This window comes from Pseudomonas sp. SZ40, from assembly GCF_052958135.1.
Map to the genome: position 1 here is coordinate 348,642 of NZ_JBQWIF010000001.1, position 26,118 is coordinate 374,759.

Here is a 26,118-nt window from a genome sequence, read left to right on the forward strand (position 1 = left end):
CTGCCTTCGATCCGCTGTTTTCTGCTCGTCCGGGCAAACGCTCATGAGCCACGCCGTTGCTGCACTGCGTGCCGCGCGCCTGGCGCGTAGCGTCAAGCCGTTCCTGGCCAGGGGTTCGCGGGCCGAGCGCTGCCCGGATTGTCGTCTGGCGCGCAGCCATTGCCTGTGTGCCTGGCGTCCACAGGTGTCGGCGAAGGCCGGGGTATGTCTGCTGATGCACGACGTCGAGGCGCTGAAACCGAGCAATACCGGCTGGCTGATCGCCGATGTGGTCGCGGATACCTCGGCCTTCGGCTGGTCGCGTACCGAGGTCGATCCGCTGCTGCCCGCGTTGCTGAGCGAGCCCCAGTGGCAGCCGTATCTGGTCTTTCCGGGCGAATATGCCGAGGCCGAGCGGGTGGTGAGCTCCGTGCAAGTGGGCGCGGGCAAGCGGCCATTGTTCGTGATGCTCGATGCGACCTGGACCCAGGCACGCAAGATGTTTCGCAAAAGTCCGTATCTCGATACGTTGCCGGTACTCAGCCTGCAGCCGGAGGCCTTGTCACGCTATCGGCTGCGCCGCTCCAAGCGCGATGATCACCTGTGCACCGCCGAGGTTGCGGCGTTGTGCCTGGAACTGGCGGGCGATGAACACGCCGCCGACGCCCTGAATGCCTATCTGGATGTCTTCAGCGAGCATTATCTGGCATCCAAGGCACCCCGCGCCGTGGACCTGGAAAACGAGCTGCACCAGCGTCTCAAGGCCTTTCTGCAATAACGGAAGCGGACGGTTTCGGCCAGAGCTGAGCCAGCAACATGCCACCGAACATCAACGCACAACCGAAATAGCCCCGTGCCGACAGCGATTCTCCCAGCAGCAGGGCACCGGCGATGGCCGCGAACACGGCTTCCAGCGACAGGATGATCGCCGCATGGGAGGCAATCGCGTGTCTCTGCGCCACCACCTGCAGGGTGAAGCCCACCGCCACGCCGAAGATGCCGCCATACAGAATCGCTGGCATGGCCTGGGCGATCTCGGCGCCTGGCAGGTCTTCGAAGATCAGCGCCAGCGCCAGGCTGATCAGCGCGCAGGTGACGAACTGTACCAGGGCCAGGAGCAGCGCATCGTGACGTGTGGCGAAGAACCCCACCAACAGCACGTGCACCCCCCAGACGAATGCCCCAGCCAGTTGCAGCCAGTCCCCGGACGCGACCTGAAAGCCGTCACCGACGCTCAGCAGGAACATGCCGACCACTGCCAGCGAAGCGCCCAGCCAGATGCCCATGCCGGTCTTGTGGCCCAGCATCAGGCCGAGTAGCGGCACCACGATCACGTAGAGCCCAGTGATGAAGCCCGAGTTGGTGACGCTGGTGAACAGCAGGCCAACCTGCTGCAGGTTGATGCCCAGTGCCAGTACCGCGCCCATCAGGCAGCCGCCGAGTAGCAGCGGACGGCTCAAGGGCGACGCGGGCTGTTTGCTGCGCCGACGCAGCAGCATCAGCAATGGCAGTAGCACGACCACGGCCAGAGCGAAGCGCAGGCCGCTGTAGAGAAAGGGGCCGATGGCATCCATACCCAGGCGCTGGGCCACGAACGAAGAGCCCCAGATCATGGCGGTCAGCAACATCAGCAGATCGGCACGCAGCGCTTGGTTGGGCATCGTCGGCATCCTGGCGAGAAGGGCGCAGACTTTGCCGCAAAGCTTCGCGCTTGACCACCCCGTCTGCGCTGGGCATTCTGGTGGGTGCCGTACGCCCCGCTGTAATCCGTGATACGGCCTGCCTATAAAAAGAACAGGATATGCCATGGTCGCTTACGAAATCCTGATAGCTGATGATCACCCCCTGTTTCGCAGTGCGCTGCAGCAAGCCCTGACAATGGGGCTTGGTGCTGGCGTGCGACTGGTCGAAGTGGCCAGCATCGCCGAGCTGGAAGCCCGGTTGGCGGAGAAAACCGATTGGGATCTGGTGCTGCTCGACCTCAACATGCCTGGTGCCTATGGGTTCTCCGGGCTGGTGCTGTTGCGCGGCCAGTACCCGCAGATTCCCGTGGTGATGATTTCCGCCCAGGAAGAGGCTGCCGTGGTGGTACGTTCCCGTGAGTTCGGCGCCAGCGGGTTCATTCCCAAATCCAGCTCGCTGGAAGTGATCCAGCAAGCCGTACGCCAGGTGCTCGACGGTGAAGTCTGGTGGCCACCGCAGAGCGATGAGGCCATCAGCCTGTCGTCCGAAGCCAAGGCGGCCAGCGCGGGGCTGGCCAGCCTGACGCCACAGCAGTTTCGCGTGCTGACCATGGTTTGCGAAGGCCTGCTGAACAAGCAGATCGCTTATGAACTGAGTGTTTCCGAAGCCACGGTGAAAGCTCACGTCACGGCGATCTTCCGCAAGCTCGGCGTGCGCACCCGCACCCAGGCGGCACTGCTTCTGCAACAACTGGAGTCTGTGCCCGCCGCCTGAGCAGGTGCTTGGGCAACCGATTGTGCGGGATTTTTTTCGGCCTCTGGCGTACCCTGCCGGCCTTTTCCTGTCGCGGTTCGCTGTCATGTCGCCATTCAAAGGACAAACCGGGTTAAAGCGTATTCTCAATGCCGCCGGCTATTCGCTGGATGGCCTGCGCGCCGCCTTCGTCGGCGAAGCGGCGTTCCGCCAATTGGTATTGCTCAACGTCGTTCTGATTCCGCTGGCACTGCTGCTCGACGTCAGCCGTGGCGAACGTGCCCTGATGGTCGCCGCCTGCCTGTTGGCGCTGATCGTCGAGCTGCTCAACTCCGCCGTCGAAGCGGCCATCGACCGCATTTCCCTCGACCTGCATCCCTTGTCGAAGAGCGCCAAGGACATGGGCAGCGCCGCGCAACTGGTGTCACTGACGCTGATCGCCAGCGTCTGGGGCATCATCCTGCTGGGCTAGCGCACCTCGGGCAGCACGATCTCGTCGCTGCGGCGGATACCTGCCGTCAGCGCCCGGCACATGTCGAGAAATTCGCGCATGGCTGCGGTCTGGTATTTCTGCCGATGCCAGATGAAATAGAACTGCCGGCGCAGATCCAGATCCGGGGTCTCCACCGGCACCAGGCTGCCGCGGCGGAAGGCGTCGCGCAGTGCCAGGCGCGAGATGCAGCTGATGCCCAGGCCCGACTCCACGGCACGCTTGATCGCCTCGGTGTGTTCCAGCTCCAGGCGAATGTTCAGGGCGTCGGAGTGGTGACGCATGGCCTGGTCGAAGGTCAGGCGGGTGCCGGAACCCTGTTCGCGGAGAATCCAGGCTTCGCCGCTCAGCTCCCGGATGCTCGCGTGGCCTCGCTGCGCAAGGGGATGCTGAGGGGCGCAGAACACCACCAACTCATCTTCAACCCAGCTCTGCACCTCGATATCCGGATGGTTGCAGTCCCCTTCGATCAGACCCAGATCAATTTCATAATGCGCGACCTGTTGCACGATATGCGCAGTGTTCTGGACGTGGAGTTTCACCTGGCTTTCCGGGTGGACCTTCATGAAGCCGCCGATCAGCAAGGTCGCCAGGTAGTTACCGATGGTCAGGGTCGCGCCCACTGCCAGTGAGCCGAAACCGGATTTGCCGTTGAGCAGGTCTTCGATTTCCTTGGCCTGATCCAGCAGTGCCACGGCCTGCGGAAGCAACTGGCGGCCCAGGGCGTTGAGGCTCAGGCGCTTGCCGGCCCGGTCGAACAGCTGGCAGCTCGATTGCCGCTCCAGCTCGGTAATCGAGGTGCTGGCTGCCGACTGGGAAAGGGCGAGGAGGGTAGCGGCTCTGGATACGCTCTCCTGCTGGGCGACGGCGACGAACACTTGAAGTTGACGGAGAGTAAATCGCATATCTATATAACCGATAACCTATATCTTGATAATTCATTTAACAGATATTGTGGCCGCGATTAGAATGCCGCGCAATTGCGCTTAAGAATCAGCGCGTCTGAAGTTTTTAGGAGCCCGTACATGAGCAACATGAACCACGAACGCGTTCTCAGTGTTCACCACTGGAATGACACGCTGTTCAGCTTCAAGTGCACCCGCGATCCGGGTCTGCGCTTCGAGAATGGCCAGTTCGTGATGATCGGCCTGCAGCAGGAAAACGGCCGCCCGCTCATGCGCGCATATTCCATCGCCAGCCCGAATTGGGAAGAGCACCTGGAGTTCTTCAGCATCAAGGTGCCGGATGGTCCGCTGACCTCGCAGTTGCAGCACCTCAAGGAAGGCGACGAAGTCATCATCAGCAAGAAGCCCACCGGTACGCTGGTGCTGGATGACCTGAACCCTGGCAAGCATCTGTACCTGCTCAGCACCGGCACCGGTCTGGCGCCCTTCATGAGCGTGATCCAGGACCCGGAAACCTATGAGCGCTTCGAGAAGGTGATCCTGGTTCACGGTGTTCGCTACGTCAACGAAGTGGCCTACCGTGAGTTCATCACCGAGCACCTGCCGCAGAACGAATTCTTCGGTGATGCGCTGAAGGAAAAGTTGATCTACTACCCGACCGTGACACGTGAGCCGTTCGAGAATCAGGGGCGTCTGACCGACCTGATGCGCAGTGGCAAACTGTTCGCGGACATCGGCCTGCCGCCGATCAACCCGCAGGACGACCGTGCGATGATCTGCGGCAGCCCCAGCATGCTCGACGAGACCAGCGAAGTGCTCGACAGCTTCGGCCTGAAGATCTCCGCGCGCATGCGTGAGCCAGGTGACTATCTGATCGAGCGCGCCTTCGTCGAGAAGTGAGTTAGGAGCAGCTGCGCGTCGGCCCTGCGGCGTTGAAAGCAAACTCAAAATGCTCATGTACAGAAGTACAGTCGCCCGCGACCCCGGCCGCTTTTTCGTTTGCTTTTGTGGGGGCGCCTAGCCCTTGCATGGCTCTAGCTCGCAAGCTCCTCGATTCAGTATCAAAAAATCCGGAGCGCCTAAGGCGTTCCGGATTTTTTATGCCTCTAATATTTAATTCGAGCACAAAAAAACGGGAGCCTTGGCTCCCGTTCTTGTTTGCAGCTGACCTTTACTCTTCCATCTGCGACTGCAGATAGTTCTGCAGACCAACGGCCTTGATCAGGCTGAGTTGAGTTTCGAGCCAGTCGATGTGCTCTTCCTCGGACTCGAGGATGTCTTCGAGCAGTTCACGGCTGGCATAGTCGCCCACGCTCTCGCAGTAGGCGATGGCCGCTTTCAGGTCGATGTGCGCCTTGTGCTCGATCCGCAGGTCGCATTCGAGCATTTCCTGGGTGTTTTCGCCGATCAGGATCTTGCCCAGGTCTTGCAGGTTCGGCAGGCCTTCGAGGAACAGGATGCGCTTGATCAGCTTGTCCGCGTGTTTCATCTCGTCGATGGACTCGTGGTACTCGTGCTTGCCCAGCTTGGTCAGGCCCCAGTCTTCATACATGCGAGCGTGAAGGAAGTACTGGTTGATCGCTACCAGCTCGTTGCCAAGGATCTTGTTCAAATGCTGGATAACTGTCTTGTCGCCTTTCATGGTGGAGCCCGTCCTGCCTGGAAATGAGTAACCGATGGCGAATTCTGGGCTTGCAAAATAAGACTGTCAAACGTAAGTTATTGAAATATAAGTGAAAATAAATATAAATACGAATGTTTAAGTTATGCGTCTTGGCGCTAACTCATTGAATTATGGGCATAAAAAAACCGGATACGAGATCCGGTTCTTCGAAAAACGGCCTATTTAGGCGGCAACAAAATTTCCTGGGTAGGTCATCGCCACCTGACTTTGTTGCACTTCGCCCAGTGTTTCGCGAACGACCTGCTTGGCCAAGCACGCACATTTGCCACATTGACTGGCAACGCCCAACGTTTCACGGACTTCACGGTAGCTGCAGCAACCTTCATAGATTGCTTCGCGGATCTGACCGTCGGTGACACCTTCGCAGAGGCAGACGTACATGGCTTGGCCCGTCGTTTGGCTGAGACTGATGGCGAAGGATACTAATGTTAATGAGAATGCGTGTCAAAGATAAACCGACTCTTGATTGGCTCACATCGGTAACTTTGGATGAGCGGCAGTCTCGCGAGGCCCAGAATCCGTATGCGTGGTTTTCGGATCGGTCTGAGGGCCAATAAAAAACCGGCACGAGGCCGGTTTTTCATTCGCAGGCAGGGCTCAATCGATCTGCGTGCACAGTCCTTCATCGAGGCCGAGCATGATATTGAGGTTCTGCACCGCAGCACCCGAGGCGCCCTTGCCGAGGTTATCGAGCTTGGCTACCAGCAGGGCCTGCTTGCCGTCGCTCGCACCATACACCTGCAACTCGGCGCGATTGCTACCGTTCAGGCCGTGGGGCGTGATGAACGGCGCCGAATCGGCAGGGATCTCGTTGTAGGGCAGAACCTGCACGAACTGCTCGCCCCGGTAATAATCGCTCAGGGCTTTTTGCAGCTCGACGCCGTTACTGCCTTGCAGAGGGATTATCACCAGCATGCCCTGGTCGTAACTACCGACCGCTGGCTGGAAGATGGGGCGTGCCTGCAGGCCGCTCCAGTGCTGGATCTCCGGAATGTGCTTGTGATCGAAGCCCAGGCCGTAGGCTGCGTAGACCGGCGCACCTTCCTGCTCATAGCGTTCGACCATCTTGGTACCGCCACCGGTGTAGCCGGATACGGCGTTGATGCACAGTTCGCGATCGGAGCCGAGCAGGCCCGCTTCGATGAGCGGGCGCAGCAGCAGAATGGCGCCGGTGGCGTAGCAGCCAGGGTTGCTCACGGCGGCGGCCTTGGCGATGGCCTCGCGTTGGCCCTTGGCCAGTTCGGCCATGCCGAACACCCAGTCACTGGCGGTGCGGTGTGCAGAACTGGCATCGAGCACCCGGCAGCCGACTTCACGAGCTTGAGTAGCCGTTTCTTTAGCCGCATCGTCAGGCAGGCACAGCACGGTCACGTCGACCGAACGCATCAGCTCGAGCTTGGCCTCTACGTCACGGCGTTTGTCGTGGTCAATGGTGACCACTTCGATCTGCGGGTGGTTGGCCAGCCGCTGGCGAATCTGCAGGCCTGTGGTGCCGGCCTGCCCATCGATGAAGATCTGATATTTTTTCATGGCACTCACTCGTCGAAATCTTCCCAGCCGCCCATTTCCTTCCAGCGATTGACGATGCCGCAGAACAGCTCGGCGGTCTTCTCGGTGTCATAGCGGGCGGAGTGGGCTTCACGGCCGTCGAACTCGATGCCAGCGGCCTGGCACGCCTTGGCCAGCACGGTCTGCCCGTAGGCGAGGCCGGCGAGGCTGGCGGTGTCGAAGCTGGAGAAGGGGTGGAAGGGATTGCGCTTGAGGTCACAGCGAGCGACCGCGGCATTCAGGAAGCCCAGGTCGAAGCTGCTGTTGTGGCCGACCAGAATGGCGCGCTTGCAGCCATTGGCCTTCAGGGATTTGCGCAGGCCGCGGAAAATCTCGGTCAGCGCGTGCTCTTCGCTCACCGCCATGCGCAGCGGGTGATCGAGCTTGATGCCGGTGAACTCCAGGGCCGCCTGTTCGATATTGGCGCCTTCGAACGGCTCGACCCGGAAGAAATGCGTGTGATCCGGATACAGGTAGCCGCTCTCGTCCATGCCGATGGTGGTGGCCGCGATCTCCAGCAGGGCATCGGTGGCGCTGTTGAAGCCGCCGGTCTCGACATCCACCACGACCGGCAGGTAGCCGCGAAAGCGCGCTGCCATGGGATGGCGCGGGCCGCTGCTGCTCGGCTGATCCTGGTCGTCTTCGTACTGTTCTTCGCTCATTGCCCTGCCTCCAGCAGACGCCAGCGCAGCGATTCGCCCGCGCGCAAGGGGATTACCGTCTGCTCGCCGAATGGCAGGCTGGCCGGTGCGTTCCACGACTCACGCACCAGGGTGATGGTGTCGGTATTGCGTGGTAGAGCGTAGAAGTCCGGGCCGAAGTGGCTGGCGAAGGCTTCCAGTTTGTCCAGCGCGCCACGCTGCTCGAAGGCCTCGGCATACAGCTCGATGGCCGCATAGGCGGTGTAGCAGCCAGCGCAGCCGCAGGCGTTTTCCTTGGCGTGCTGCGCATGGGGGGCCGAGTCGGTACCCAGGAAGAACTTCGGATTGCCGCTGGTGGCTGCATCGAGCAGCGCTTCCTGGTGCGTGTTGCGCTTGAGGATCGGCAGGCAATAGAAGTGCGGACGAATGCCGCCGACCAGCATGTGGTTGCGGTTGTACAGCAGGTGCTGGGGGGTGATGGTGGCGCCGACGTTGGCCGGTGCTTCCTTGACGAACTGGGCGGCATCACCGGTGGTGATGTGCTCGAATACCACTTTCAAGGTCGGGAAGCGTTCCACCAGACGACGCATGTGTTCGTCGATGAAGGCTTTTTCGCGATCGAAGACGTCGATCTCGGCGCGGGTGACCTCGCCGTGTACCAGCAGCGGCATGCCGGTTTCTGCCAGGGCCTCGAGGGCGCCTGTGATGTTGTCCAGGCTGGTCACGCCAGAGTCGGAGTTGGTGGTCGCCCCGGCTGGGTACATCTTCGCGGCATAGACGATGCCGCTGGCCTTGGCTGCGCGGATGTCGTCACCGCTGGTGCGATCGGTGAGATACAGCACCATCAACGGCTCGAACTGGCTGCCGGCTGGCCGCGCGTCGAGGATGCGCTGGCGGTAGCCAACGGCCTCGCTGGCGTTGCGCACCGGCGGCACCAGGTTGGGCATGATGATCGCGCGGGCGAAGGTACGGGCGACATCGGCCACGGTGTGCGGCAGTACCGCGCCATCGCGCAGGTGAATGTGCCAGTCGTCAGGACGCAGCAGGGTGATGCGGTCGGTCATTGAGGCTTCCAGGCGGGGGCGAAACATGCCCGGAATGCTACCGGAAAAGGCCGGCGGGGGCACGCCGCAGATAGGCCATCGCACGGCTCAAGTTTTCCCCGCCTGCACCGATACCCACAGGGAACGTTGTGTTTTCTTGTGGAGCTCGCTGTGCGCCAGCCTCTTTTCCTCATCGTCGGATTGCTCGCCGGCGCAGGCTTGAGTCTGCCTGCGGCCGCGATCAGCTTCCAGACTCGTCTGGAAAAGGTCGAATGGCAGGTGGCCGGCGACCAGTTCGAGTGTCGCCTGACGCAACCGATCACCGATTTCGGTTCGGGACAGTTCGTGCGCCGCGCTGGTGAGCAGGCGACCTTTCGCCTGCAGCCTCGGGAGCGCTGGCTGGGCAGGGGCTCGGCGACGCTGCTGGCGGCAGCCGCGCCCTGGCAGCCGGGGCGCGGCGACATCAACCTCGGTGTGGTCAGTGTCGGCAGCGGCGAAGTGCCGTTCAACAGCAGCCAGGAGCAGGCCGGGCGTTTGCTGACCGGTCTGCTGGAAGGGCGCAGCCCGCTGGTGCGCCATCGCAGCTCGATGGGCGGCGATCTCGAAGTGCGGATGCTGCCGGTGCGTTTTCGCAAGGCCTACGAGGATTACCTGAACTGCACCGCCAAGCTGCTACCGGTCAACTTCGACCAGGTCCGGCAGTCCACCATCGGCTTCCCGGGCGGCGGGGCAGAGCTCGACCCCATGGCCAAGGCCAGGCTGGAGATCATTCTCGATTTCATGAAGGCCGACCCGACGGTCAACCGCATCGAGCTGGACGGTCACTCCGACAACAGCGGCAACCGCCTGACCAACCGTGACCTGTCGCGCCGCCGTGCGTTGGCGGTGATGGAGTACTTCAAGGCCCAGGGCATCCCCGAAGAGCGCATCGTCATGCGCTTCCACGGCGAGCGTTATCCGCTGGCGCCCAACACCACTGCCGCCAACCGGGAAAGGAACCGCAGGGTTTCCATAAAGCTGGAAAAAGTGCCCGAAGCCCCCGTGCAGCCTGTCGAACAAGCTGCTCCACCGGTGCCTTCCACGCCTGCCGCCACCTCCTGATCCTGTCGCTTCAATGCCATGGCCTGTCGCACCCCTGTAAATCGCGGGCCATGGGCAGTAGAATCACGGGCTTTCCGAACAACCCGTGGAGTGGATGGCATGGCGGACGTCAAAAAGGTAGTTCTGGCCTATTCCGGTGGCCTGGACACCTCGGTGATCCTCAAGTGGCTGCAAGATACCTATAACTGTGAAGTGGTGACCTTCACCGCCGATCTCGGTCAGGGCGAAGAGGTCGAGCCGGCCCGCGCCAAGGCCAAGGCAATGGGCGTCAAGGAAATCTACATCGATGACCTGCGCGAAGAGTTCGTTCGCGACTTCGTCTACCCGATGTTCCGCGCCAACACCGTTTACGAAGGCGAGTACCTGCTGGGTACCTCCATCGCTCGCCCGCTGATCGCCAAGCGCCTGATCGAAATCGCCAACGAGACCGGTGCCGACGCCATCTCCCATGGCGCGACCGGCAAGGGCAACGACCAGGTTCGCTTCGAACTGGGTGCCTATGCCCTCAAGCCTGGTGTCAAAGTCATCGCTCCCTGGCGCGAGTGGGACCTGCTGTCCCGCGAGAAGCTGATGGACTACGCCGAGAAGCATGCGATCCCGATCGAGCGTCACGGCAAGAAGAAATCGCCGTACTCCATGGATGCCAACCTGCTGCACATCTCCTATGAAGGCGGCGTGCTGGAAGACACCTGGACCGAGCACGAAGAAGACATGTGGCGCTGGACCAAGTCGCCTGAAGCGGCTCCGGATACCCCGACCTACATCGAGCTGACCTACAAGGCCGGCGACATCGTCGCCATCGACGGCAAGGCGCTGAGCCCGGCTACCGTGCTGGCCGAACTGAACCGCATCGGCGGCGAGAACGGCATCGGCCGTCTGGACATCGTCGAGAACCGTTACGTGGGCATGAAGTCCCGTGGCTGCTACGAGACCCCGGGCGGCACCATCATGCTCAAGGCGCATCGCGCCATCGAGTCGATCACCCTGGACCGCGAAGTCGCTCACCTGAAAGACGAGCTGATGCCGAAGTACGCCAGCCTGATCTACAACGGTTTCTGGTGGAGCCCGGAGCGCCTGATGCTGCAACAGATGATCGACGCTTCCCAGGCCAACGTGAATGGTGTGGTGCGTCTGAAACTGTACAAGGGCAACGTCATCGTCACTGGCCGTCAATCCGACGACTCGCTGTTCGATGCCAACATCGCCACCTTCGAAGAAGACGGCGGTGCCTACAACCAGGCCGACGCGGCGGGCTTCATCAAGCTCAATGCGCTGCGCCTGCGCATCGCTGCTGGCAAGGATCGCAAGCTGCTGTAAGGCAGCGGCGTTCCAGCCCCCATCCACACCGGGCCCTGCATTGCTCAGGGTCCCGGTGTGCGATTCTCCGTAAGCATCACCCACGACGTATCAACCGGCTCCCTTGGCGATCTCGCTGCAGGGCGGTTTTGCTGTGGGCGTGATGATTGTCAGGAGTGCCGCCGACCGGCTAGGCAGGGCGGCGGAGCTGGCCGGGCGAGCGCCCAGCCATGGGGGCGGGAGGGCTCAGGCCTTGCGGGTCAGCGGCTGCTGTTCGAAGCTGACGCCTGCCAGGCCGCTGCTCATCAGGGCGCGGATGTTGGCGTGGTCACTGCCTTCAGGGGTGGCCAGAACGCTGCGGTAGTGTTCGCCAAAGCACAGCAGGGCTTCCTTGTCGCTCAGGTTTTCGAGCAGAGCCAGGCCGAGGGTCTTGCACGAGCCTTCGTTCTGGCCAGCCGCGTTGCTGACATCGCCGTTGCGAAAGGCGCTGGGCTGATAGGCATAGTGCTCAGTAATGAAGGCCAGGGTCTCGGCGAAGGCGAAATGCTCGCCGCTCAGGCGGGCGCGGAAGTCGTTCAGGTGGCTCATGCTGTTCCTTTCGGGGTCTTGGCGTTGAAGGCAGCCTGTTGCTCGGCGCTGGCTTCGGTCTGGTACTTGGCCTTCCATTCGGCGTAGGGCATGCCATACACCTCTTCACGGGCCTGATCCGGGGTGATCGCGATATCGAGGTCGTCAGCTGCGGCCTTGTACCACTTGGACAGGCAGTTGCGGCAGAAGCCGGCCAGATTCATCAGGTCGATGTTCTGTACGTCCGGCCTTTCGCGCAGGTGCTGAACCAGGCGGCGATAGGCGGCTGCTTCCAGTTCGAGACGTTCTTGATCATTCATGGCGATGCACTCTGGAGGGCGTGGCGGCGATGATAGAAGCCGGCGGGCAGGTCGGCAACAGGGCCGCCTGCCGATTGCGGCGGATCAGCGATGGCCGGCGAGGGTGATCGACACCGACTCGGCGAAGCGCAGGGCGTGTGGCTTGTCGACTTCCACTTCAGCGTAGCGCACCGTTTCGTTGGCCATCACCAGGTCGAGAATTTCCTGGGTCAGGCGTTCCAGCAGGGCGAAGCGGTTGCCTTCGACATGGCTGATGATGGCCTTGGTGATGGTCCGGTAGTTGAGGGCGTGATCGATGTCGTTGTCACGCACCGCGTCGACGGCCGGGTAAAGGATGGTCAGGTTGATCAGCACGTCCTGCTTGTTGTTGATCTCTTCTTCCTTGATGCCGATGAAGGTGCGCAGGCGCAGATCCTTGACGCGGATACGCGCCATGCCAGGTTCCAGTCTGGGCATGGTTACTTGCTCCGTCCGATCAGTTGCAGGAATTCATGGCGCGTATTGTAGGACTCGCGGAAGGCGCCGAGCATCACTGAGGTGCTCATCACCGAGTTCTGTTTCTCTACGCCACGCATCATCATGCACATGTGCTGGGCCTCGATGACCACGGCCACGCCTGCGGCCTGGGTGACTTCCTCGATGGCGTTGGCGATCTGCCGGGTAAGGTTTTCCTGGATCTGCAGGCGGCGTGCGTACATGTCGACGATACGGGCGATCTTCGACAGCCCCAGCACCTTGCCGGTGGGGATGTACGCCACGTGAGCCTTGCCAATGAACGGCAGCAGGTGGTGTTCGCAGAGCGAGTACAGTTCGACGTCCTTGACGATCACCATCTCGTCGCTGTCGGAGCTGAACAGCGCGCCGTTGACCACCTCCTCAAGGCTCTTCTCATAGCCGTTGCACAGGTACTGCATGGCCTTGGCGGCGCGCTTGGGGGTATCCAGCAAACCTTCGCGCTCGGGGTTCTCGCCGATGCCGAGGAGGATTTCGCGGTAATGATTGGGCAGTAATGGGTTCATCTTCATTGTCCTCGCGGCGCCTCACTTGAGGTGGCGGCCGCCGTTCACGGTCAGGGTGGTGCCGGTAATGTAGGGGGTGTCCAGCAGATAGCGCAGGCTCTGGTAAATCACATGAGGCCCGGGCTCGAAGCCCAGTGCCGATTTGCCGAGCGCCTTGGTGCGGTATTCGGCGTCGTCTTGCGGGTTGAACATCAGCAGGGCCGGGGCGATGCCATTGACCTTGATGCGCGGGGCGAAGCGCGCAGCGAAGGACAGGGTCAGGCTGTCCAGGCCCGCCTTGCTGGCGCAGTACGCCGGGCGGTTGCCGCTGCCCTTGCGCACCACGTCATCGCTGATGTGGATGATGTCCGCCTGTTCGCTGCGCTGTAGCAGCGCGGCGCAGTGCAGGTTGATCAGGTAGGGCGCCAGCATGTGCACGGTGAACAGTTGCTGGAAGGCCGCGGCTTCGTCGCCGGACGTTTCCGCGAACCAGGCCGATGCGTTGTGCACGATGGCGCGCAACGTATCGGTATGGCGCTGCAAGCGTTCGATGAAGGCGAGAATGCTCGCCTCGTCCGTGAAATCGGCATGCAGGGTCAGCACGCCGCGCTCACGCAGTTTCTCCAGTTCAGGCCTGTCACTGCGGTAGGTGACGATCAAGGAGTGGCCGTCATCGAGCAGCCGTTCTGCGCAATGGAGGCCGACACGCTGGCTGGCGCCGGTGATCAGGATCGGGGCGTTGCTGACGCTCATGGGAAATGGCCGGGAGTGAACGGGAAAGGCGCCGTTATGAAGGTCGGTAGCCTTGGCCATGCAACGTTATAGTAGCCACAGAAGCTGTACAACCCTTCGTACAGTGTGGGAAAGCGATGCGCCATGGCCTGCGAGGGCCATGGCGTTCCCGGCTCAGCGGCCGGTGGAGGGGCTCACGCGGCGCATCAGGCCGGCGGGACGGTTGCCCTGCAGCCATGGAGCCAGCAGGCGGGTGACCAGAGGGATGAACAGGTAGGTCATCAGCGGCGTTAGCGCCAGGGTGCTGAGCAGCACGCGGGTCACCAGCGGAACGTCCGCCAGCAGGCCGCCGAACAACAGGTTGAAGCCAAGTGAAACCGGGAAGAAGGCCAGCCAGATGGCGATGGTCTGCTTCCAGCGCGGAGGTTGCCGCAGGCCGCTGCCGAACCAGGCGTCTATACCCAGAGCGCGCTGCTCATGGGGCTGAGCGAAGAGCCCCTTGCCGCGGCTGAGCCAGGCACGACGAGAGGCGGAGTGCTCCCAGGCGGCCATGGTCTGCTCGTCGGTAAAGCGAAATACCATCTGGAATTCGTCGTCGTCTGGCGGCGGAGCCAGTACGCCAGAGCCCAGATAGCCGGGGAAGTCGGTAGCCAGTTGCTCGCCTTCGCGTAGCCAGGCGATGAAATCCTGATAGCGCCCGTTGGCGACACGGCGCGCCACCATGAGGGTGACCGGTTCGGTAGACATCGTGTATCTCCTGCAGAGCACCTGGCCAGGGTAGGGTCAGGCGGATAGCGCGGCTCGGGGTGGTGAGTCGCGTCTTGAACGCAGCAAGGATTATTCCTGTTTTGTACAAATTATCCAGCAATGTCGTGCGTAACCGCTAAAAAACGCTTCAAGCCCGGCAGTTGCAAGGGCTTCGAGTCTTGGTCGCCTGTCGACGTTCGGAATTTTTGCAGGCCATCATGGCCCCTTGGAGCATCAATCATGCCCTGTTTCAGGGCGCCTGCCGGTGCAATGAAGTGCTACGGAGCCGACGATCGCCCATGTACAGGATTTGTACAACTAAACTGAAAGGCACCCGCAGCTGGAGTAGACTTGCAGGCTTCTGACCCTGCTGCGGTTTTTCTTATGTCCGATCTGGTTGGTTCCGTACCTTTCAACTCAAGCGCTTTCAAGGAAGAGGAACTGTTTCCGATTCGCGAAGTGGCTCGGTTGACGGGTGTGAACCCTGTGACGCTACGTGCCTGGGAGCGGCGCTACGGCCTGATCCAGCCGGTGCGTACCGACAGTGGTCATCGCCTGTACTCACCTGTCGACGTGGAGACGGTACGCAGCGTGCTGGCCTGGATCGAACGCGGGGTGCCGGTCAGCAAGGTCGGTCGGATCCTCGCTCGCCACGCTGCCAGTGAAACCAGCGGTGCTCCGACTTACGAGTCGGCTACGTCGGGCGAATGGGCGCAGTGGCAGAGCCGCCTGCTGGAGGCCGTGCAGGCTTACGACGAGGCCGAGCTGGACCGCGTGTACGGGCAGGTCTTTTCCAGCTACCCGCTGTCGGTCACCTTTCAGGACATCATCATGCCGCTCTGGCAGCGCCTGCTGCTGCGTCATGGTCGTCCTGGGTACGGCAGTGAATGGCTGTTCTTCGATACCTTCCTGCGTGGCCGTGTGTTGCAGCGCTTGCACAACCTGCGCGATCAGCCTGGGGGCCGCCTGCTGCTGGTGGCACTGCCGGGGCGTTGCCGCGAACTGGAGCTGCTGGTCACCGGCCTGCTGCTGAACCCGGCCGATGTCGCCGTGCATGTACTGGGCATCGGTCAGTCGCTGGAAGAGCTGCCGCAGGTGTGCGGCAGGATGCGGCCAGTGGCGGTGGTGGTGTTTTCCAACCAGGCGCCGGTCGCGGATACCCCGCAGGCGCTGGAGCGCCTGGCGCTCGCTCTCGAATGCCCGGTCGCGCTGGTGGGCGAGGGGGCCGATCTGCTCGAGGAAGGGTTGCGCGGTTCAACCATCGCCTGCCTGGGAAGCGAGGGCCGTCTGATGCGTCGGCGTCTGCGGCAGTTTCTGGCGGGTCGCCTGGATACCTGAGGCCGCTTGTTTCAGAGCGGGTGGGCGCGGGGATACAGACTGCGGTGTTGCTGATAGAGGTAGCTCTGCAGGCGTTCGCCGTTGTCTTCGTCCAGCGTCAGCTCATAGGCCAGCATGCCGTCGTCGGTAACGCGCACCAGGCTGCCCTGCAGCGTGATCGGCTGCACCTCATCGACATCCAGATCGAGGCTGAAACGCTCGGGCGGCGAGGCTTTTGCGGTTTGCGCCACCAACAGACCGCTTAGCGACAGTTCATGGATGAACAGGCTGCCCGGCTGCCCGTCGCGTGCCAGCAGGGGGCGCGGCGGGTCGAGTGGCAGGCGCCAGGCGCGGTCGAACGAGCCCTCTTCGAAAATCTGCGGCACCCCCAGTTCCAGATGCGGGGTGTTCTGCTCGTCGGTGACCAGATGAGGCGTGAACGACAGGCGCTGATTGGCGACATGCGCCTCGATCGTCAGTTGTTCCATGGCGGCGCAACTGGCCAGCAGCTCGGCGGTCTGCCGCGCGGCATCGACCTGCAGGCCCGGATCGGAGTCGACCGGGGCAGGGCTGTTTTCGGTAAGTTGTTGTATGAATTCCATTTCGAGGGGAGTCAGGAGCGACGAATCTTGCATGACGGCTTTCTGCGCAAGGTGGGAGCACCCTTATGACAACTCGCCAGCGGTTTCGTTACCGTACGTCCGTCGTTTCAATTCATCCAGCTCGACTTGCAGGGCCTGCACCTCGGCCTCCAGCTTCCTGACCCGCTCCTGATTCTGCACATGCTCGCTGACGTTCTTCTGAATGCCGATGAAGTAGGTCAGTTGATCGCCTTCATTGAATACCGGGGTGATCGACAACTCGTTCCAGAAAGGACTGCCATCCTTGCGATAGTTGCGGATCACCTGGCGGCAGGGTTGCTGGGTGCGCACGGCTTCGCGGATGAGGGCCAGCGCCGGCTGGTCGCGATCCCCTGCCTGGAGAAAGCGACAGTCCTGATAGAGGATTTCTTCGCTGCTGTAGCCGGTCAGGGCTTCAAATGCCGGATTGGCGTAGATGAGGATGTTGTCCTCTCCTTCCTGCTCGGCGACCACGATGCCGTCATTCGAAGCATCGACCACCAGTTGCAGCAGTTTGGCGTTGATCATTTCCTGCGTCCCTCAGCCATTTTCGCCAGTTTATCAGAGGCCCGCCCGGCCGCTGTCGTCCTGCTGCGTGGCGGCGCCGAACGAGCGCTCGCGCAATGCGGCATAATGCTCGGCACAGCCCTGAACATACGGAGTTTTCATGAAAGTCGCGATTCTGTCCGGGTCGGTTTATGGCACCGCCGAAGAGGTGGCCCGACACGCTGAGGGTTTGTTGAAACAGGCCGGCTTCGACGCCTGGCACAACCCGCGGGCGAACCTGGAGGATGTCCTGGCGTTCGGCCCGCAGGGGTTTCTGGTGGTGACGTCTACCACCGGTATGGGGGAGTTGCCGGATAACCTGCAGCCGCTGTACTACGCGATCCGTGATCGCTTCCCTGCCTGGAGCGGCCTGCCCGGCGGTGTGATCGCGCTGGGTGATTCGAGTTATGGCGATACCTACTGTGCGGGGGGCGAGCTGGTGCGCGAGCTGTTCGCTGAACTGAGCATCCGCGAAGTGCTGCCCATGCTGCGCGTGGATGCCAGTGAAAGCGTCACCCCCGAGCAGGACGCCGAACCCTGGCTCGCCGAGTTGGTCGAGGCCCTGCGCGGGTAACGACCGTTTATCCTGCGAGGCGAACATTGTTGAACCAAGGCCGGTCGGGTGTAGGGAGCGTTCGCTTCATTGAAGAAAGCGGGCGAGCTTCCCCACCAACTTGGATGAAAGGTGACGACAATGAACAAGATGAAAATCCCAGCTCTCGTACTCAGCGGCCTGCTGGCCGGTGCCGTTCTGCCAGCCATCGCGGATTCCAGTGCTCCGGCACCGGGAACCACCGCGCCGACGTCGCCTACCACGCCAGGTGCTCCACCTAGCGACAACGGCACCATGACCCCGGGAACCACCACGCCCGGCACCACTACCCCGGGTACCGATGGCAGCACCACGGCGCCAGGTACCGGAACCGGTACGGGTAATGGCACTGGCGCCGGCTCCGACCCAATGCCCGGCGGCACCGGCGGCAATGGTGGCGGTACCGGTGGCGCAGGCAGTGGCACGGGTGATGGTACCGGTGGCGGTGCAGGCAGTGGCGCAGGTGGCGCTGGCGGTGCCGGTGGTGGTGCTGGCCAGTAAGTCATGAGCCAGGTGCAGGTGTTTCCGGCCAGCAGGTCGGGAGTGCCCGCCCGATTCGCAGGCGACCGCGGCTAGCGGTCGCCTTCAGCGATTCCCCTTGATGCCGTATTTGCGCAGCCGTGTGGCGATGGCGCTATGCGATGTGTTGAGTCGGGCAGCCAGTTGCCGAGTGGAGGGATGGCTGGCGTAGAGTTTCTCAAGCAACTCCTTCTCGAAAGCTGCGACCGCGGCCTCCAGGCTGCCGACTTCCCCTCCGGTTTGTTGGGTGACGGCGGTGTTGGCGATGTCCAGATCGCCGATCTGTACAAGATTGCTGTCGCATATCGCCGCCGCGCGAAAGATCACGTTCTGCAGTTGGCGCACGTTGCCCGGCCAGCGATTGCCCAGCAGGGCGGGGTAGGTGTCCGGGGTCAGTCGGCACTGGGTTCGCTGGATCTGCGCACAGGCGTGTTGCATGAAGTGTCGAGCCAGCAGCAGGATGTCCTGGCCGCGTTCTCGCAATGGAGGCACCTGCAGGTTGAGCACGTTCAGGCGGTAGAAAAGATCCTCGCGAAACTCCCCTTCGGCGACCATCCGCTCCAGGTTGCGGTGCGTGGCACTGATGATGCGCACGTCGACGCGCTCTTCGCGGTCCCCGCCAACCCGGCGGAAGGTGCCGTCACTGAGAAAACGCAGCAGCTTGGCCTGCAGATAAGGCGACATCTCGCCAATCTCGTCGAGAAATACCGTGCCGTGATTGGCCAGTTCCAGCAGCCCCGGCTTGCCACCGCGCTGCGCACCGGTGAACGCCCCGGGGGCATAGCCGAACAGCTCGCTCTCGGCGAGGCTTTCCGGTAGGGCGGCACAGTTCAAGGCCAGGAATGGCGCGCTGTGGCGCGTGCTGATGGCGTGGCAGGCGCGTGCCACCAGCTCTTTGCCAGTACCGGTTTCGCCATGGATCAGCAGCGGCGCGTCGAGGGTCGCCACTCGCTGGGCACGGGCCTTGAGGGTGCGGATGGGCGCCGAGTCGCCGAGCAATGAGTCGAAGCCTTCCGCATGGTCATGATGCAGCGCCGCCAGGCGTGCACCGATGCGGCTGGGCTCATAAAGGGTGAGCAGAGCGCCGGCCAGTTGGCCCATGTCGGCCGATTCACTGATGGGCGTGGCGTCGAGCAGCAGCGCCTGGCCGTTCAGCGTCACCTCGCGCAGTGGCAGGCGGAAATGCTGGTCGAGCAGTGCCTGTTGCAGATCCGTTTCGGCGAACAGTTCGCCAAGCGCCACGCCTTCCGGCTCACGGCCACACAGGGCGATCAACGCCGGGTTGGCCAGCAGCACGCGGCCGTCACCATCGACCGCCAGCACCGGATCGGTCATCGCCGCCAGCAGGGCATCGAGCTGCAGGCGACGGCGCTGTCCGGGCAGAATGTCGACCACCGTCACCGCCTGCACACCACGCACCTTGAACAGTGCTTCGCGCAGCTCGTCGAGCACCGCGGCACTGAGGGTCGGGGCGTCGATATAGACGTTGGGCGGCACCATCTCCACGGCATCGAGATTGAGGTTGCGACCGCCCAACAGGGCCAGCACTTCCTGGGTGATGCCGACGCGATCGATGAAGGTAACGTGAATGCGCATGGGGGGGCCGGGCAGCGGTGAACGGTGGCGCAGTATGCCCGGTCTGTCCGCTGACGTTAACCGGTGCGCATCGTTAACCTGAGCGTAACGTTATGACGCCGCGCTTGATTGATGGGGTTGGTCCACGCTCCTACTGTGATGCCACGACAGCGGAACTCGTGGAGTCATTAATGACAACTACAATCGCCCCACCGCCGCAGTGGTCGCGCCGCCGTGCCGAAAAGGCCCGGCGTCTCGATCAGGTGCGTGCCCTCGCCGATGGCGTGGTCTTGCCCAGCGACAAGATAGTCGCCGCGCTCGAAGCGCTGATCGCCCCAGGCGATCGCGTGGTGCTCGAAGGCAACAACCAGAAGCAGGCGGACTTCCTCTCCCGCTCGCTGGCCCAGACCGACCCGGGTCGCCTGCATGACCTGCACATGATCATGCCCAGCGTCAGCCGCGCCGAGCACCTGGATCTGTTCGAGCGCGGCATCGCCCGCAAGCTCGACTTCTCCTTTGCCGGCCCGCAGAGTCTGCGCATCAGCCAGTTGCTCGAAGACGGCCTGCTCGAAGTGGGTGCCATCCACACCTATATCGAGCTGTACTCGCGACTGCTGGTCGACCTGATTCCCAATGTCGCCCTGGTTGCCGGCTTCCAGGCCGACCGCCACGGCAACATCTACACCGGGCCGAGCACCGAAGACACGCCGGCGCTGGTCGAGCCCACGGCCTTCAGCGACGGCATCGTCATCTTTCAGGTCAACGAGATCGTCGACGAACTGCCTCGGGTGGACATCCCTGCGTCCTGGGTCGACTTCGTGGTGGTGGCGGACAAGCCGTTCTACATCGAGCCGCTGTTCACCCGTGATCCGCGCCATATCAAGCCCGTGCATGTGCTGATGGCGATGATGGCGATCCGCGGCATTTACCAGAAGCACAACGTGCAGTCGCTCAACCATGGCATCGGCTTCAATACCGCCGCCATCGAACTGATCCTGCCGACCTACGGCGAGTCCCTCGGCCTGAAGGGCAAGATCTGCCGCAACTGGACGCTCAACCCGCACCCGACGCTGATCCCCGCCATCGAGACCGGCTGGGTCGAGAGCGTGCACTGTTTCGGCACCGAACTGGGCATGGAAGGCTATATCGCTCAGCGTCCGGACGTGTTCTTCACCGGTCGCGACGGCTCCATGCGGTCCAACCGACTGATGTGCCAGCTGGCCGGCCAATACGCCGTCGACCTGTTCATCGGCGCGACCCTGCAGGTCGATGGCGACGGTCATTCTTCCACCGTGACTCGCGGTCGCCTGGCCGGTTTCGGTGGCGCACCGAACATGGGGCATGACCCGCGTGGACGCCGCCACAGCACGCCTGCCTGGCTGGACATGCGCCCTGCGCAGAGCGAAGCGCCTCTGCTGGAGCGGGGCAAGAAGCTGGTGGTGCAGATGGTCGAGACCTTTCAGGAGGGTGGCAAGCCGACCTTCGTGGAAACCCTCGATGCCGTCGGCGTGGCGCAAAAGGCGGGCATGCCGCTGGCGCCGATCATGATCTACGGCGACGACGTCACCCACCTGCTGACCGAGGAAGGCATCGCCTACCTGTACAAGGCCCGCTCGCTGGAGGAGCGCCAGGCGATGATCGCCGCCGTCGCTGGCGTTACCAGCATCGGTCTGCGCCACAACCCGAAAGATACCGAGCGCATGCGCCGTGAAGGGCTGATCGCCTTGCCGGAAGACCTCGGCATCCGCCGCGCCGACGCCAGCCGTGAACTGCTGGCGGCCAAGAGCATCGCCGAATTGGTCGAGTGGTCCGGCGGCCTCTACAACCCGCCCGCCAAATTCAGGAGCTGGTGATGAGTGCGATCCATTCCAAGCAGCCGCAGCGGTCGCTCGACGAGTACCTGGCAGATCTGGCGGTGGACGTGCTGATCGACGAAGCCGATCTGTCACCCAAGCCCGGGCTGGTCGATAAACGCGGCAGTGGTGCCCATCAGGATCTGCATCTGGGCCTGATGCATGCCTCTGCATTGTCGCTATGGCCATGTTTCAGGGCGATGGCAGAGGCTGCGCTGAGCGAAGGCGAGGTTACCCAAACACTGCGCGAAGCCCTCGGCCGTATAGGCCGCGAAGGTGAGCAGGAAATGCTGCGCGTCACCGCTGGCGTCAACACCCACCGCGGCGCCATCTGGGCGCTCGGGCTGCTGTGTGCCGCCGCGGCGCAGGACAGCCGCCAACTCACCGTCAGCAACGTGGCGGTCCGTGCTGCCCGTATCGCGTTGCTCGATGACCGAGCGGCGCCGGTCAGCAGCGATAGCCACGGTGCCCAGGTGTGTCGGCTCTATGGCGTTCATGGCGCCCGCGAGGAGGCGCAACAGGCGTTCCCGTCGGTCATTCAACATGCGTTGCCCCAGTTGGCCAGCAGCCGTGCGGCTGGCGCCGGCGAGCAGAACGCCCGGCTGGATGCCTTGCTGGCGATCATGAGTCAGTTGGCCGACACCTGCGTGCTTTACCGCGCGGGCCTCGAAGGGCTGCGCTGCGTGCAGAGTGGCGCCCGCGCCGTGCTCGATGCCGGTGGCGTAGCCAGCCTGGCTGGGCGCCGCCGTCTGCGTGAACTGGAAGGCGACATGTTGCAACTGCGCGCCTCGCCAGGCGGTGCAGCCGATCTACTCGCCGCCTGCCTGTTTCTCGACCGCCTGCAGCCTGGTCTGCCGGCCCAGCTTGGGAGTCTCTGAACATGGAAACCCTGTCCTTCCAATTCCCCGCCGGGGCACCGGCCCGTAATCGCGCCCTGGTCGGCTGTGTCGGCTCCGGCGATCTCGAGGTGCTGCTGGAGCCCGGTACCGATGGCACCCTGGCGATTCAAGTGGTGACCTCGGTAAACGGTAGCGCGCCGCGCTGGCAGCAGCTGTTCGAGCGCATGTTCCGCGAGCAGCACCTGCCGGCGCTGAACATAGAGATTCACGATTTCGGCGCAACGCCCGGCGTGGTGCGTCTGCGTCTGGAACAAGGCTTCGAGGAGCTGACCCATGACTGACGCCACCATCCAGCGGTTGCTCGAACAGCGCAGCTTCACCGAGCTCGGTGCACGTCAGCGGGCCCGCGCTCTGCTCGATGCGGGCAGTTTTCGCGAGTTGGTCGATCCGTTCGCCAGGCTGGTCTCGCCGTGGCTACCCCTGCAGGGCATCGTGCCCCAGGCCGACGACGGGGTCGTGGTTGCCAAGGGGTTGATCGACGCGCAGCCCGCGGTGGTGATTGCCATCGAAGGTGCTTTCCAGGGCGGCAGCCTGGGTGAGGTGGGCGGCGCGAAGATTGCCGGCGCATTGGAGTTGGCCGCGCAGGACAACCGCGACGGTACGCCGACCCGCGCTGTACTGCTGCTGGAGACTGGTGGCGTACGCCTGCAGGAGGCCAACCTCGGTCTGGCGGCGATTGCCGAGATCCAGGCGGCGATCGTCGATCTGCGCCAGTACCAGCCGGTGATCGGCCTGGTGGCCGGCCCGGTCGGCTGCTTTGGCGGCATGTCGATCGCCGCAGGTCTGTGCAGTTATCTGCTGGTCACCCGCGAGGCTCGCCTGGGACTCAACGGACCGCAGGTGATCGAGCAGGAGGCGGGAATCGATGAGTACGACTCACGGGATCGCCCCTTCATCTGGAGCCTCACCGGCGGTGAACAGCGCCATGCCAGCGCGCTGGTGGACCGCTACGTGGCCGACGACGTCGAACCGATTCGCCAGACGCTGATCGAGCTGTTGCGTCAGGGCAAGCCTGCGCTGGAGCGCAGTCGTCGCCATGCCTGGTTCCTCGAGCGCCTGCAGGGCGTCGACACCCGCGTGCAGGCCGATGCCGCTGCGGTGCGCAGCGCCTTTCAAGGAGAACAGTCATGAGTGGTGCAAGCGAACAACGCGGACGTAGCTGGTTTCAGGCACTGACCAGAGGCGCCACGCCGCTGGAGGGCCTGCCAGCTTCGCTGCTGGTGGCCGACGGCATGCTTGGCGAGCAGCCGGTGCGCTACCTTGCGGTGGTAGCCGATGGCAACAATCCGTTTCCCCGTGCCCGCGATGGTGAAGTAGGACTGCTCGAGGGTTGGGGGCTGGCCAAGGCGGTGGATGACGCCATTCAGGCCGATGCCGAGGGGCCGCAAAAGCGGGCGCTGATCGCCATCGTCGACGTGCCGAGCCAGGCCTACGGTCGTCGGGAAGAGGCTTACGGCATTCACCAGGCTCTGGCCGCGGCGGTCGACAGTTATGCCCGTGCCCGTTTGGCCGGGCATGCGGTGATCGGCCTTTTGGTCGGCAAGGCGATGTCCGGTGCCTTTCTGGCTCACGGTTACCAGGCACAGCGGCTGATCGCCCTGCGCGATCCTGGCGTCATGGTGCATGCGATGGGCAAGTCTGCTGCCGCACGGATCACGCTACGCAGCGTCGAGGAACTGGAAAGCCTGGCAGCCAGCATCCCGCCCATGGCGTACGACCTGGACAGTTACGCTTCCCTCGGCCTGCTCTGGGAAACCCTGTCGGTCGAGAACATTGCAGAGCCTACCGGCGGCGATCGCACGCGGGTGGAGGGCTGCCTGGTCCAGGCATTGGCTGATATCGCCGGTGGCAGCAAGGATCTGCGCAGCCGCCTGGGGGCGCCCAATCGGGCGGCGTCTTCCCGCGTACGCGAGCTATTGCGCGCCCAGTGGTAGGGGGACGGTCGTCGTTGCCTGGATCGAGGACTCGTTGATGGTCAATGAAAGGTCGCCGGTGCCCATCCCCCATGATCTGCTGTGGGGCTTGGCTGCCGCACAACTGCCGCTGGACGCTCCGGCCTGGGTGCATGGCGCCCTGAGCCGTCACGCCCCGGTGGTGGTGCGCCGTGCCCTGGCCGAGCCAGGTTGGGTTGCCGTGGGCGTTCGCGGCCGAGTGCGGGAGGAGCGTTTCGCTACCTGGATGCGCCTTGACCAGGTGCGCCGACGCGTCAGCCCGGAGGGGGTCGCGCGTAGCGGGCGCTGGCTGCGCCATGCCAACGGCGCCTGGCCGGCACTGCGTGCGCTGGCCTGGCTCGCGCCACAGCTCGACCGTGCCGGCCTGCGCTGGGGCGTGACGGGAAGCCTTGGTTTCGAGCTGGCCAGTGGGCTGTGCGCTGCGCACCCGGCCAGCGACCTGGATCTGCTGATACGCGCCGCCCAGCCAGTACCACGGGCCTGGGCCGGACAATTGTGCACATTGATCGACTCGGCACCGGGCAGCATCGACGTGCAGCTGGAAACTCCGCACGGCGCGCTGGCCCTACGTGAGTGGGCAAGTGGCGCAGCACGGGTTCTGCTCAAGAGCAACGCCGGGCCACTGCTGGTCAGCGACCCCTGGGCTGCAGAGCGATCGGTGGCATGAGCACGCTCTGGGCGTTCCCCGGCCAGGGCGCGCAGCAGCCCGGCATGTTGCATGACTTGCCGGCTGAGCCCGCCGTTCGGGCGTGCCTGGACGAAGCCGCAGCGGTGCTCAATGAGGCGCTCTGCGATCTGGATTCCGCCGAGGCCTTGCGGGGCACCCGCGCCGTACAACTGTGCTTGCTGATCGCCGGCGTGGCGGGTGCCCGATTGTTGACGGCGCGAGGACTGAAGCCCGACTACGTCGCCGGGCTGTCTATCGGAGCCTACGCCGCTGCGGTAGTCGCCGATGCGCTGAGTTTTGCCGATGCGCTGCGTCTGGTCGCTCTGCGTGGCCAGTTGATGCAGCAAGCCTATCCCCAGGGCTACGGCATGACGGCGATTCTCGGCCTCGATCTGAACCGTATCGAGCGCTTGCTGGCTGAGGTGAACGGCCCGCAATCGCCGGTGTTCCTGGCCAATATCAATGCCGAAAACCAGTTGGTGATCGCCGGCAGCCGCGCCGCCATGCAGGCCGTGGGCGAGCGTGCCCGGGCTGCCGGTGCAGGGGCGGTCAAGCCGCTGGCGGTCAGCGTCCCCTCGCACTGCGCGCTGCTCACCGAACCCGCCGCCAGGTTGAACGAAGCGTTCGCCACGGTCACCCTGCGGCGTCCGGCCGTCCGTTACCTGAGTGGTAGCAGCGCGCGACTGTTGAGCGAACCTGATGCGCTGCGCGATGACCTGGCCAACAACATGTGCCGAATCGTGGATTGGTACGGCACCTTGCAGACGGCGTTCGAGCGGGGCGTGCGGCTGCACCTCGAGCTGCCGCCTGGCAGCGTGCTGAGCGGGCTGGCCCGGCGCGTCTTCGAGCCGGGCATGGCCATCGCCTTTCAGGGCGCGCGTCTGGATACGCTGGACGCCCTGCTGCGTCAGGAGGTGAGCCAGAGCCGATAACAACGCCCGATTGCCGAAGCACAAGAACAATAACTTCGATGCGTCACGAGGATAAAAACAATGATCACCTACCGACGAACTCCACTCGCCATCCTTACTCTGGCCGGCTTCATCACGCCGCAGGCCGTCGTGCAAAGGGCGGTAGCCGCTTGGGTGTGC

At 63.3% G+C, this 26,118-nt stretch carries 32 protein-coding genes; 16 read left to right on the forward strand and 16 right to left on the reverse strand.

Annotated features, from left to right (window positions below; genetic code table 11):
• The first annotated feature begins 43 nt into the window (after nucleotides 1-43).
• On the forward strand, nucleotides 44-757 hold the full coding sequence (locus ACT9T4_RS01610) for a tRNA-uridine aminocarboxypropyltransferase (protein WP_499115189.1): 714 nt from the start codon (nucleotides 44-46) through the stop codon (nucleotides 755-757).
• On the opposite strand, the gene ACT9T4_RS01615 is transcribed toward ACT9T4_RS01610, so the two are convergent.
• The gene (locus ACT9T4_RS01615; protein ID WP_499115191.1) at nucleotides 738-1,640 is read right to left on the reverse strand and encodes a DMT family transporter; all 903 of its coding nucleotides are present in this window, start codon (nucleotides 1,638-1,640) and stop codon (nucleotides 738-740) included. The two genes, ACT9T4_RS01610 and ACT9T4_RS01615, sit on opposite strands and share 20 nt — an antisense overlap.
• 145 nt (nucleotides 1,641-1,785) lie before the next feature.
• Here ACT9T4_RS01615 and erdR point away from each other — a divergent pair, with 145 nt between their 5' ends.
• Both erdR and ACT9T4_RS01625 read left to right on the forward strand, forming a co-directional pair.
• On the forward strand, nucleotides 1,786-2,436 hold the full coding sequence (erdR, locus tag ACT9T4_RS01620; protein ID WP_042552043.1) for a response regulator transcription factor ErdR: 651 nt from the start codon (nucleotides 1,786-1,788) through the stop codon (nucleotides 2,434-2,436).
• A gap of 85 nt (nucleotides 2,437-2,521) precedes the next feature.
• Nucleotides 2,522-2,887, forward strand: a complete 366-nt coding sequence (locus ACT9T4_RS01625; RefSeq protein WP_042552042.1) for a diacylglycerol kinase — start codon at nucleotides 2,522-2,524, stop codon at nucleotides 2,885-2,887.
• Here ACT9T4_RS01625 and ACT9T4_RS01630 read toward each other — a convergent pair.
• Complete coding sequence (locus tag ACT9T4_RS01630; RefSeq protein WP_042552041.1) at nucleotides 2,884-3,810, reverse strand: LysR family transcriptional regulator; 927 nt, start codon at nucleotides 3,808-3,810, stop codon at nucleotides 2,884-2,886. The two genes, ACT9T4_RS01625 and ACT9T4_RS01630, sit on opposite strands and share 4 nt — an antisense overlap.
• Nucleotides 3,811-3,930: 120 nt before the next feature.
• Here ACT9T4_RS01630 and fpr point away from each other — a divergent pair, with 120 nt between their 5' ends.
• Nucleotides 3,931-4,710 carry a ferredoxin-NADP reductase gene (gene fpr / locus ACT9T4_RS01635; RefSeq protein WP_042552040.1) on the forward strand — a complete coding sequence of 260 codons (780 nt, stop codon included), beginning with the start codon at nucleotides 3,931-3,933 and terminating at the stop codon, nucleotides 4,708-4,710.
• A 271-nt stretch (nucleotides 4,711-4,981) separates the two neighbouring features.
• Here fpr and bfr read toward each other — a convergent pair whose 3' ends face one another.
• The 5 genes from bfr to pyrC form a co-directional block, all read right to left on the reverse strand.
• Nucleotides 4,982-5,452, reverse strand: a complete 471-nt coding sequence (gene bfr / locus ACT9T4_RS01640; RefSeq protein WP_042552039.1) for a bacterioferritin — start codon at nucleotides 5,450-5,452, stop codon at nucleotides 4,982-4,984.
• A gap of 204 nt (nucleotides 5,453-5,656) precedes the next feature.
• Nucleotides 5,657-5,875, reverse strand: coding sequence for a bacterioferritin-associated ferredoxin (locus ACT9T4_RS01645; RefSeq protein WP_042552038.1), 219 nt, complete (start codon nucleotides 5,873-5,875; stop codon nucleotides 5,657-5,659).
• Between the two features lie 216 nt (nucleotides 5,876-6,091).
• Nucleotides 6,092-7,024: an N-acetyl-gamma-glutamyl-phosphate reductase gene (gene argC, locus ACT9T4_RS01650; RefSeq protein ID WP_499115195.1), complete on the reverse strand. Its 933-nt coding sequence runs from the start codon at nucleotides 7,022-7,024 to the stop codon at nucleotides 6,092-6,094.
• Nucleotides 7,025-7,029: 5 nt separating this feature from the next.
• Nucleotides 7,030-7,704 (reverse strand): ribonuclease T, encoded by a 675-nt coding sequence (rnt, locus tag ACT9T4_RS01655; RefSeq protein ID WP_042552036.1) that lies wholly within the window; start codon nucleotides 7,702-7,704, stop codon nucleotides 7,030-7,032.
• A complete protein-coding gene (gene pyrC / locus ACT9T4_RS01660; RefSeq protein WP_179538816.1) occupies nucleotides 7,701-8,747 on the reverse strand; it encodes a dihydroorotase in 1,047 nt (348 codons plus the stop codon). Before pyrC ends, rnt begins: the two co-directional genes overlap by 4 nt.
• Nucleotides 8,748-8,897: 150 nt before the next feature.
• On the opposite strand from pyrC, the gene ACT9T4_RS01665 reads away from it, so the two are divergent.
• Both ACT9T4_RS01665 and ACT9T4_RS01670 read left to right on the forward strand, forming a co-directional pair.
• A complete protein-coding gene (locus ACT9T4_RS01665) occupies nucleotides 8,898-9,827 on the forward strand; it encodes a flagellar protein MotY (RefSeq protein ID WP_179538815.1) in 930 nt (309 codons plus the stop codon).
• Nucleotides 9,828-9,926: 99 nt separating this feature from the next.
• On the forward strand, nucleotides 9,927-11,144 hold the full coding sequence (locus ACT9T4_RS01670; RefSeq protein WP_042552033.1) for an argininosuccinate synthase: 1,218 nt from the start codon (nucleotides 9,927-9,929) through the stop codon (nucleotides 11,142-11,144).
• Between the two features lie 225 nt (nucleotides 11,145-11,369).
• Here the strand turns inward: ACT9T4_RS01670 and ACT9T4_RS01675 are convergent, their stop codons facing one another.
• The 6 genes from ACT9T4_RS01675 to ACT9T4_RS01700 all read right to left on the reverse strand — a co-directional run bounded on the left by ACT9T4_RS01675 (nucleotide 11,370) and on the right by ACT9T4_RS01700 (nucleotide 14,487).
• A complete protein-coding gene (locus ACT9T4_RS01675) occupies nucleotides 11,370-11,711 on the reverse strand; it encodes a HopJ type III effector protein (RefSeq protein ID WP_042552032.1) in 342 nt (113 codons plus the stop codon).
• Nucleotides 11,708-12,010: a DUF1244 domain-containing protein gene (locus ACT9T4_RS01680; RefSeq protein ID WP_042552031.1), complete on the reverse strand. Its 303-nt coding sequence runs from the start codon at nucleotides 12,008-12,010 to the stop codon at nucleotides 11,708-11,710. The genes ACT9T4_RS01675 and ACT9T4_RS01680 overlap by 4 nt, the downstream gene beginning before the upstream one ends.
• An 84-nt stretch (nucleotides 12,011-12,094) precedes the next feature.
• Complete coding sequence (gene folX / locus ACT9T4_RS01685; RefSeq protein ID WP_042552030.1) at nucleotides 12,095-12,466, reverse strand: dihydroneopterin triphosphate 2'-epimerase; 372 nt, start codon at nucleotides 12,464-12,466, stop codon at nucleotides 12,095-12,097.
• Between the two features lie 2 nt (nucleotides 12,467-12,468).
• Entirely contained in the window at nucleotides 12,469-13,029 is a 561-nt protein-coding gene (folE, locus tag ACT9T4_RS01690) for a GTP cyclohydrolase I FolE (protein WP_042552074.1), read from the reverse strand.
• 21 nt (nucleotides 13,030-13,050) lie between these two features.
• Nucleotides 13,051-13,761 carry a dihydromonapterin reductase gene (gene folM / locus ACT9T4_RS01695; protein ID WP_042552029.1) on the reverse strand — a complete coding sequence of 237 codons (711 nt, stop codon included), beginning with the start codon at nucleotides 13,759-13,761 and terminating at the stop codon, nucleotides 13,051-13,053.
• 153 nt (nucleotides 13,762-13,914) lie between these two features.
• Nucleotides 13,915-14,487: an antibiotic biosynthesis monooxygenase gene (locus ACT9T4_RS01700; protein WP_042552028.1), complete on the reverse strand. Its 573-nt coding sequence runs from the start codon at nucleotides 14,485-14,487 to the stop codon at nucleotides 13,915-13,917.
• Nucleotides 14,488-14,871: 384 nt separating this feature from the next.
• On the opposite strand from ACT9T4_RS01700, the gene ACT9T4_RS01705 reads away from it, so the two are divergent.
• Entirely contained in the window at nucleotides 14,872-15,825 is a 954-nt protein-coding gene (locus ACT9T4_RS01705; protein WP_042552027.1) for a MerR family transcriptional regulator, read from the forward strand.
• An 11-nt stretch (nucleotides 15,826-15,836) separates the two neighbouring features.
• On the opposite strand, the gene ACT9T4_RS01710 is transcribed toward ACT9T4_RS01705, so the two are convergent.
• Nucleotides 15,837-16,406: a PilZ domain-containing protein gene (locus ACT9T4_RS01710; protein WP_052493738.1), complete on the reverse strand. Its 570-nt coding sequence runs from the start codon at nucleotides 16,404-16,406 to the stop codon at nucleotides 15,837-15,839.
• 63 nt (nucleotides 16,407-16,469) lie between these two features.
• Nucleotides 16,470-16,952, reverse strand: coding sequence for a PAS domain-containing protein (locus ACT9T4_RS01715; RefSeq protein WP_499115201.1), 483 nt, complete (start codon nucleotides 16,950-16,952; stop codon nucleotides 16,470-16,472).
• A gap of 139 nt (nucleotides 16,953-17,091) precedes the next feature.
• Here ACT9T4_RS01715 and ACT9T4_RS01720 point away from each other — a divergent pair, with 139 nt between their 5' ends.
• Both ACT9T4_RS01720 and ACT9T4_RS01725 read left to right on the forward strand, forming a co-directional pair.
• Entirely contained in the window at nucleotides 17,092-17,544 is a 453-nt protein-coding gene (locus ACT9T4_RS01720; protein WP_042552024.1) for a flavodoxin, read from the forward strand.
• Nucleotides 17,545-17,664: 120 nt separating this feature from the next.
• A complete protein-coding gene (locus tag ACT9T4_RS01725; RefSeq protein ID WP_052493737.1) occupies nucleotides 17,665-18,063 on the forward strand; it encodes a hypothetical protein in 399 nt (132 codons plus the stop codon).
• Between the two features lie 84 nt (nucleotides 18,064-18,147).
• On the opposite strand, the gene gcsR is transcribed toward ACT9T4_RS01725, so the two are convergent.
• Nucleotides 18,148-19,677, reverse strand: coding sequence for a transcriptional regulator GcsR (gene gcsR / locus ACT9T4_RS01730; RefSeq protein ID WP_179538814.1), 1,530 nt, complete (start codon nucleotides 19,675-19,677; stop codon nucleotides 18,148-18,150).
• 170 nt (nucleotides 19,678-19,847) lie between these two features.
• Here gcsR and mdcA point away from each other — a divergent pair, with 170 nt between their 5' ends.
• The 7 genes from mdcA to mdcH are packed head-to-tail and all read left to right on the forward strand — an operon-like array spanning nucleotide 19,848 to nucleotide 25,959.
• The gene (gene mdcA, locus ACT9T4_RS01735) at nucleotides 19,848-21,509 is read left to right on the forward strand and encodes a malonate decarboxylase subunit alpha (protein WP_042552022.1); all 1,662 of its coding nucleotides are present in this window, start codon (nucleotides 19,848-19,850) and stop codon (nucleotides 21,507-21,509) included.
• Nucleotides 21,509-22,387 (forward strand): triphosphoribosyl-dephospho-CoA synthase, encoded by an 879-nt coding sequence (locus ACT9T4_RS01740; protein WP_042552021.1) that lies wholly within the window; start codon nucleotides 21,509-21,511, stop codon nucleotides 22,385-22,387. Before mdcA ends, ACT9T4_RS01740 begins: the two co-directional genes overlap by 1 nt.
• 2 nt (nucleotides 22,388-22,389) lie before the next feature.
• Nucleotides 22,390-22,689, forward strand: a complete 300-nt coding sequence (locus ACT9T4_RS01745; protein WP_042552020.1) for a malonate decarboxylase subunit delta — start codon at nucleotides 22,390-22,392, stop codon at nucleotides 22,687-22,689.
• Complete coding sequence (locus ACT9T4_RS01750) at nucleotides 22,682-23,539, forward strand: biotin-independent malonate decarboxylase subunit beta (protein ID WP_499115205.1); 858 nt, start codon at nucleotides 22,682-22,684, stop codon at nucleotides 23,537-23,539. Before ACT9T4_RS01745 ends, ACT9T4_RS01750 begins: the two co-directional genes overlap by 8 nt.
• Complete coding sequence (gene mdcE, locus ACT9T4_RS01755; protein ID WP_499115207.1) at nucleotides 23,536-24,342, forward strand: biotin-independent malonate decarboxylase subunit gamma; 807 nt, start codon at nucleotides 23,536-23,538, stop codon at nucleotides 24,340-24,342. Before ACT9T4_RS01750 ends, mdcE begins: the two co-directional genes overlap by 4 nt.
• Nucleotides 24,343-24,379: 37 nt before the next feature.
• Entirely contained in the window at nucleotides 24,380-25,027 is a 648-nt protein-coding gene (locus tag ACT9T4_RS01760; protein WP_499115208.1) for a malonate decarboxylase holo-ACP synthase, read from the forward strand.
• Nucleotides 25,024-25,959, forward strand: coding sequence for a malonate decarboxylase subunit epsilon (gene mdcH, locus ACT9T4_RS01765; protein ID WP_179538807.1), 936 nt, complete (start codon nucleotides 25,024-25,026; stop codon nucleotides 25,957-25,959). Before ACT9T4_RS01760 ends, mdcH begins: the two co-directional genes overlap by 4 nt.
• Nucleotides 25,960-26,118: the final 159 nt, after the last annotated feature.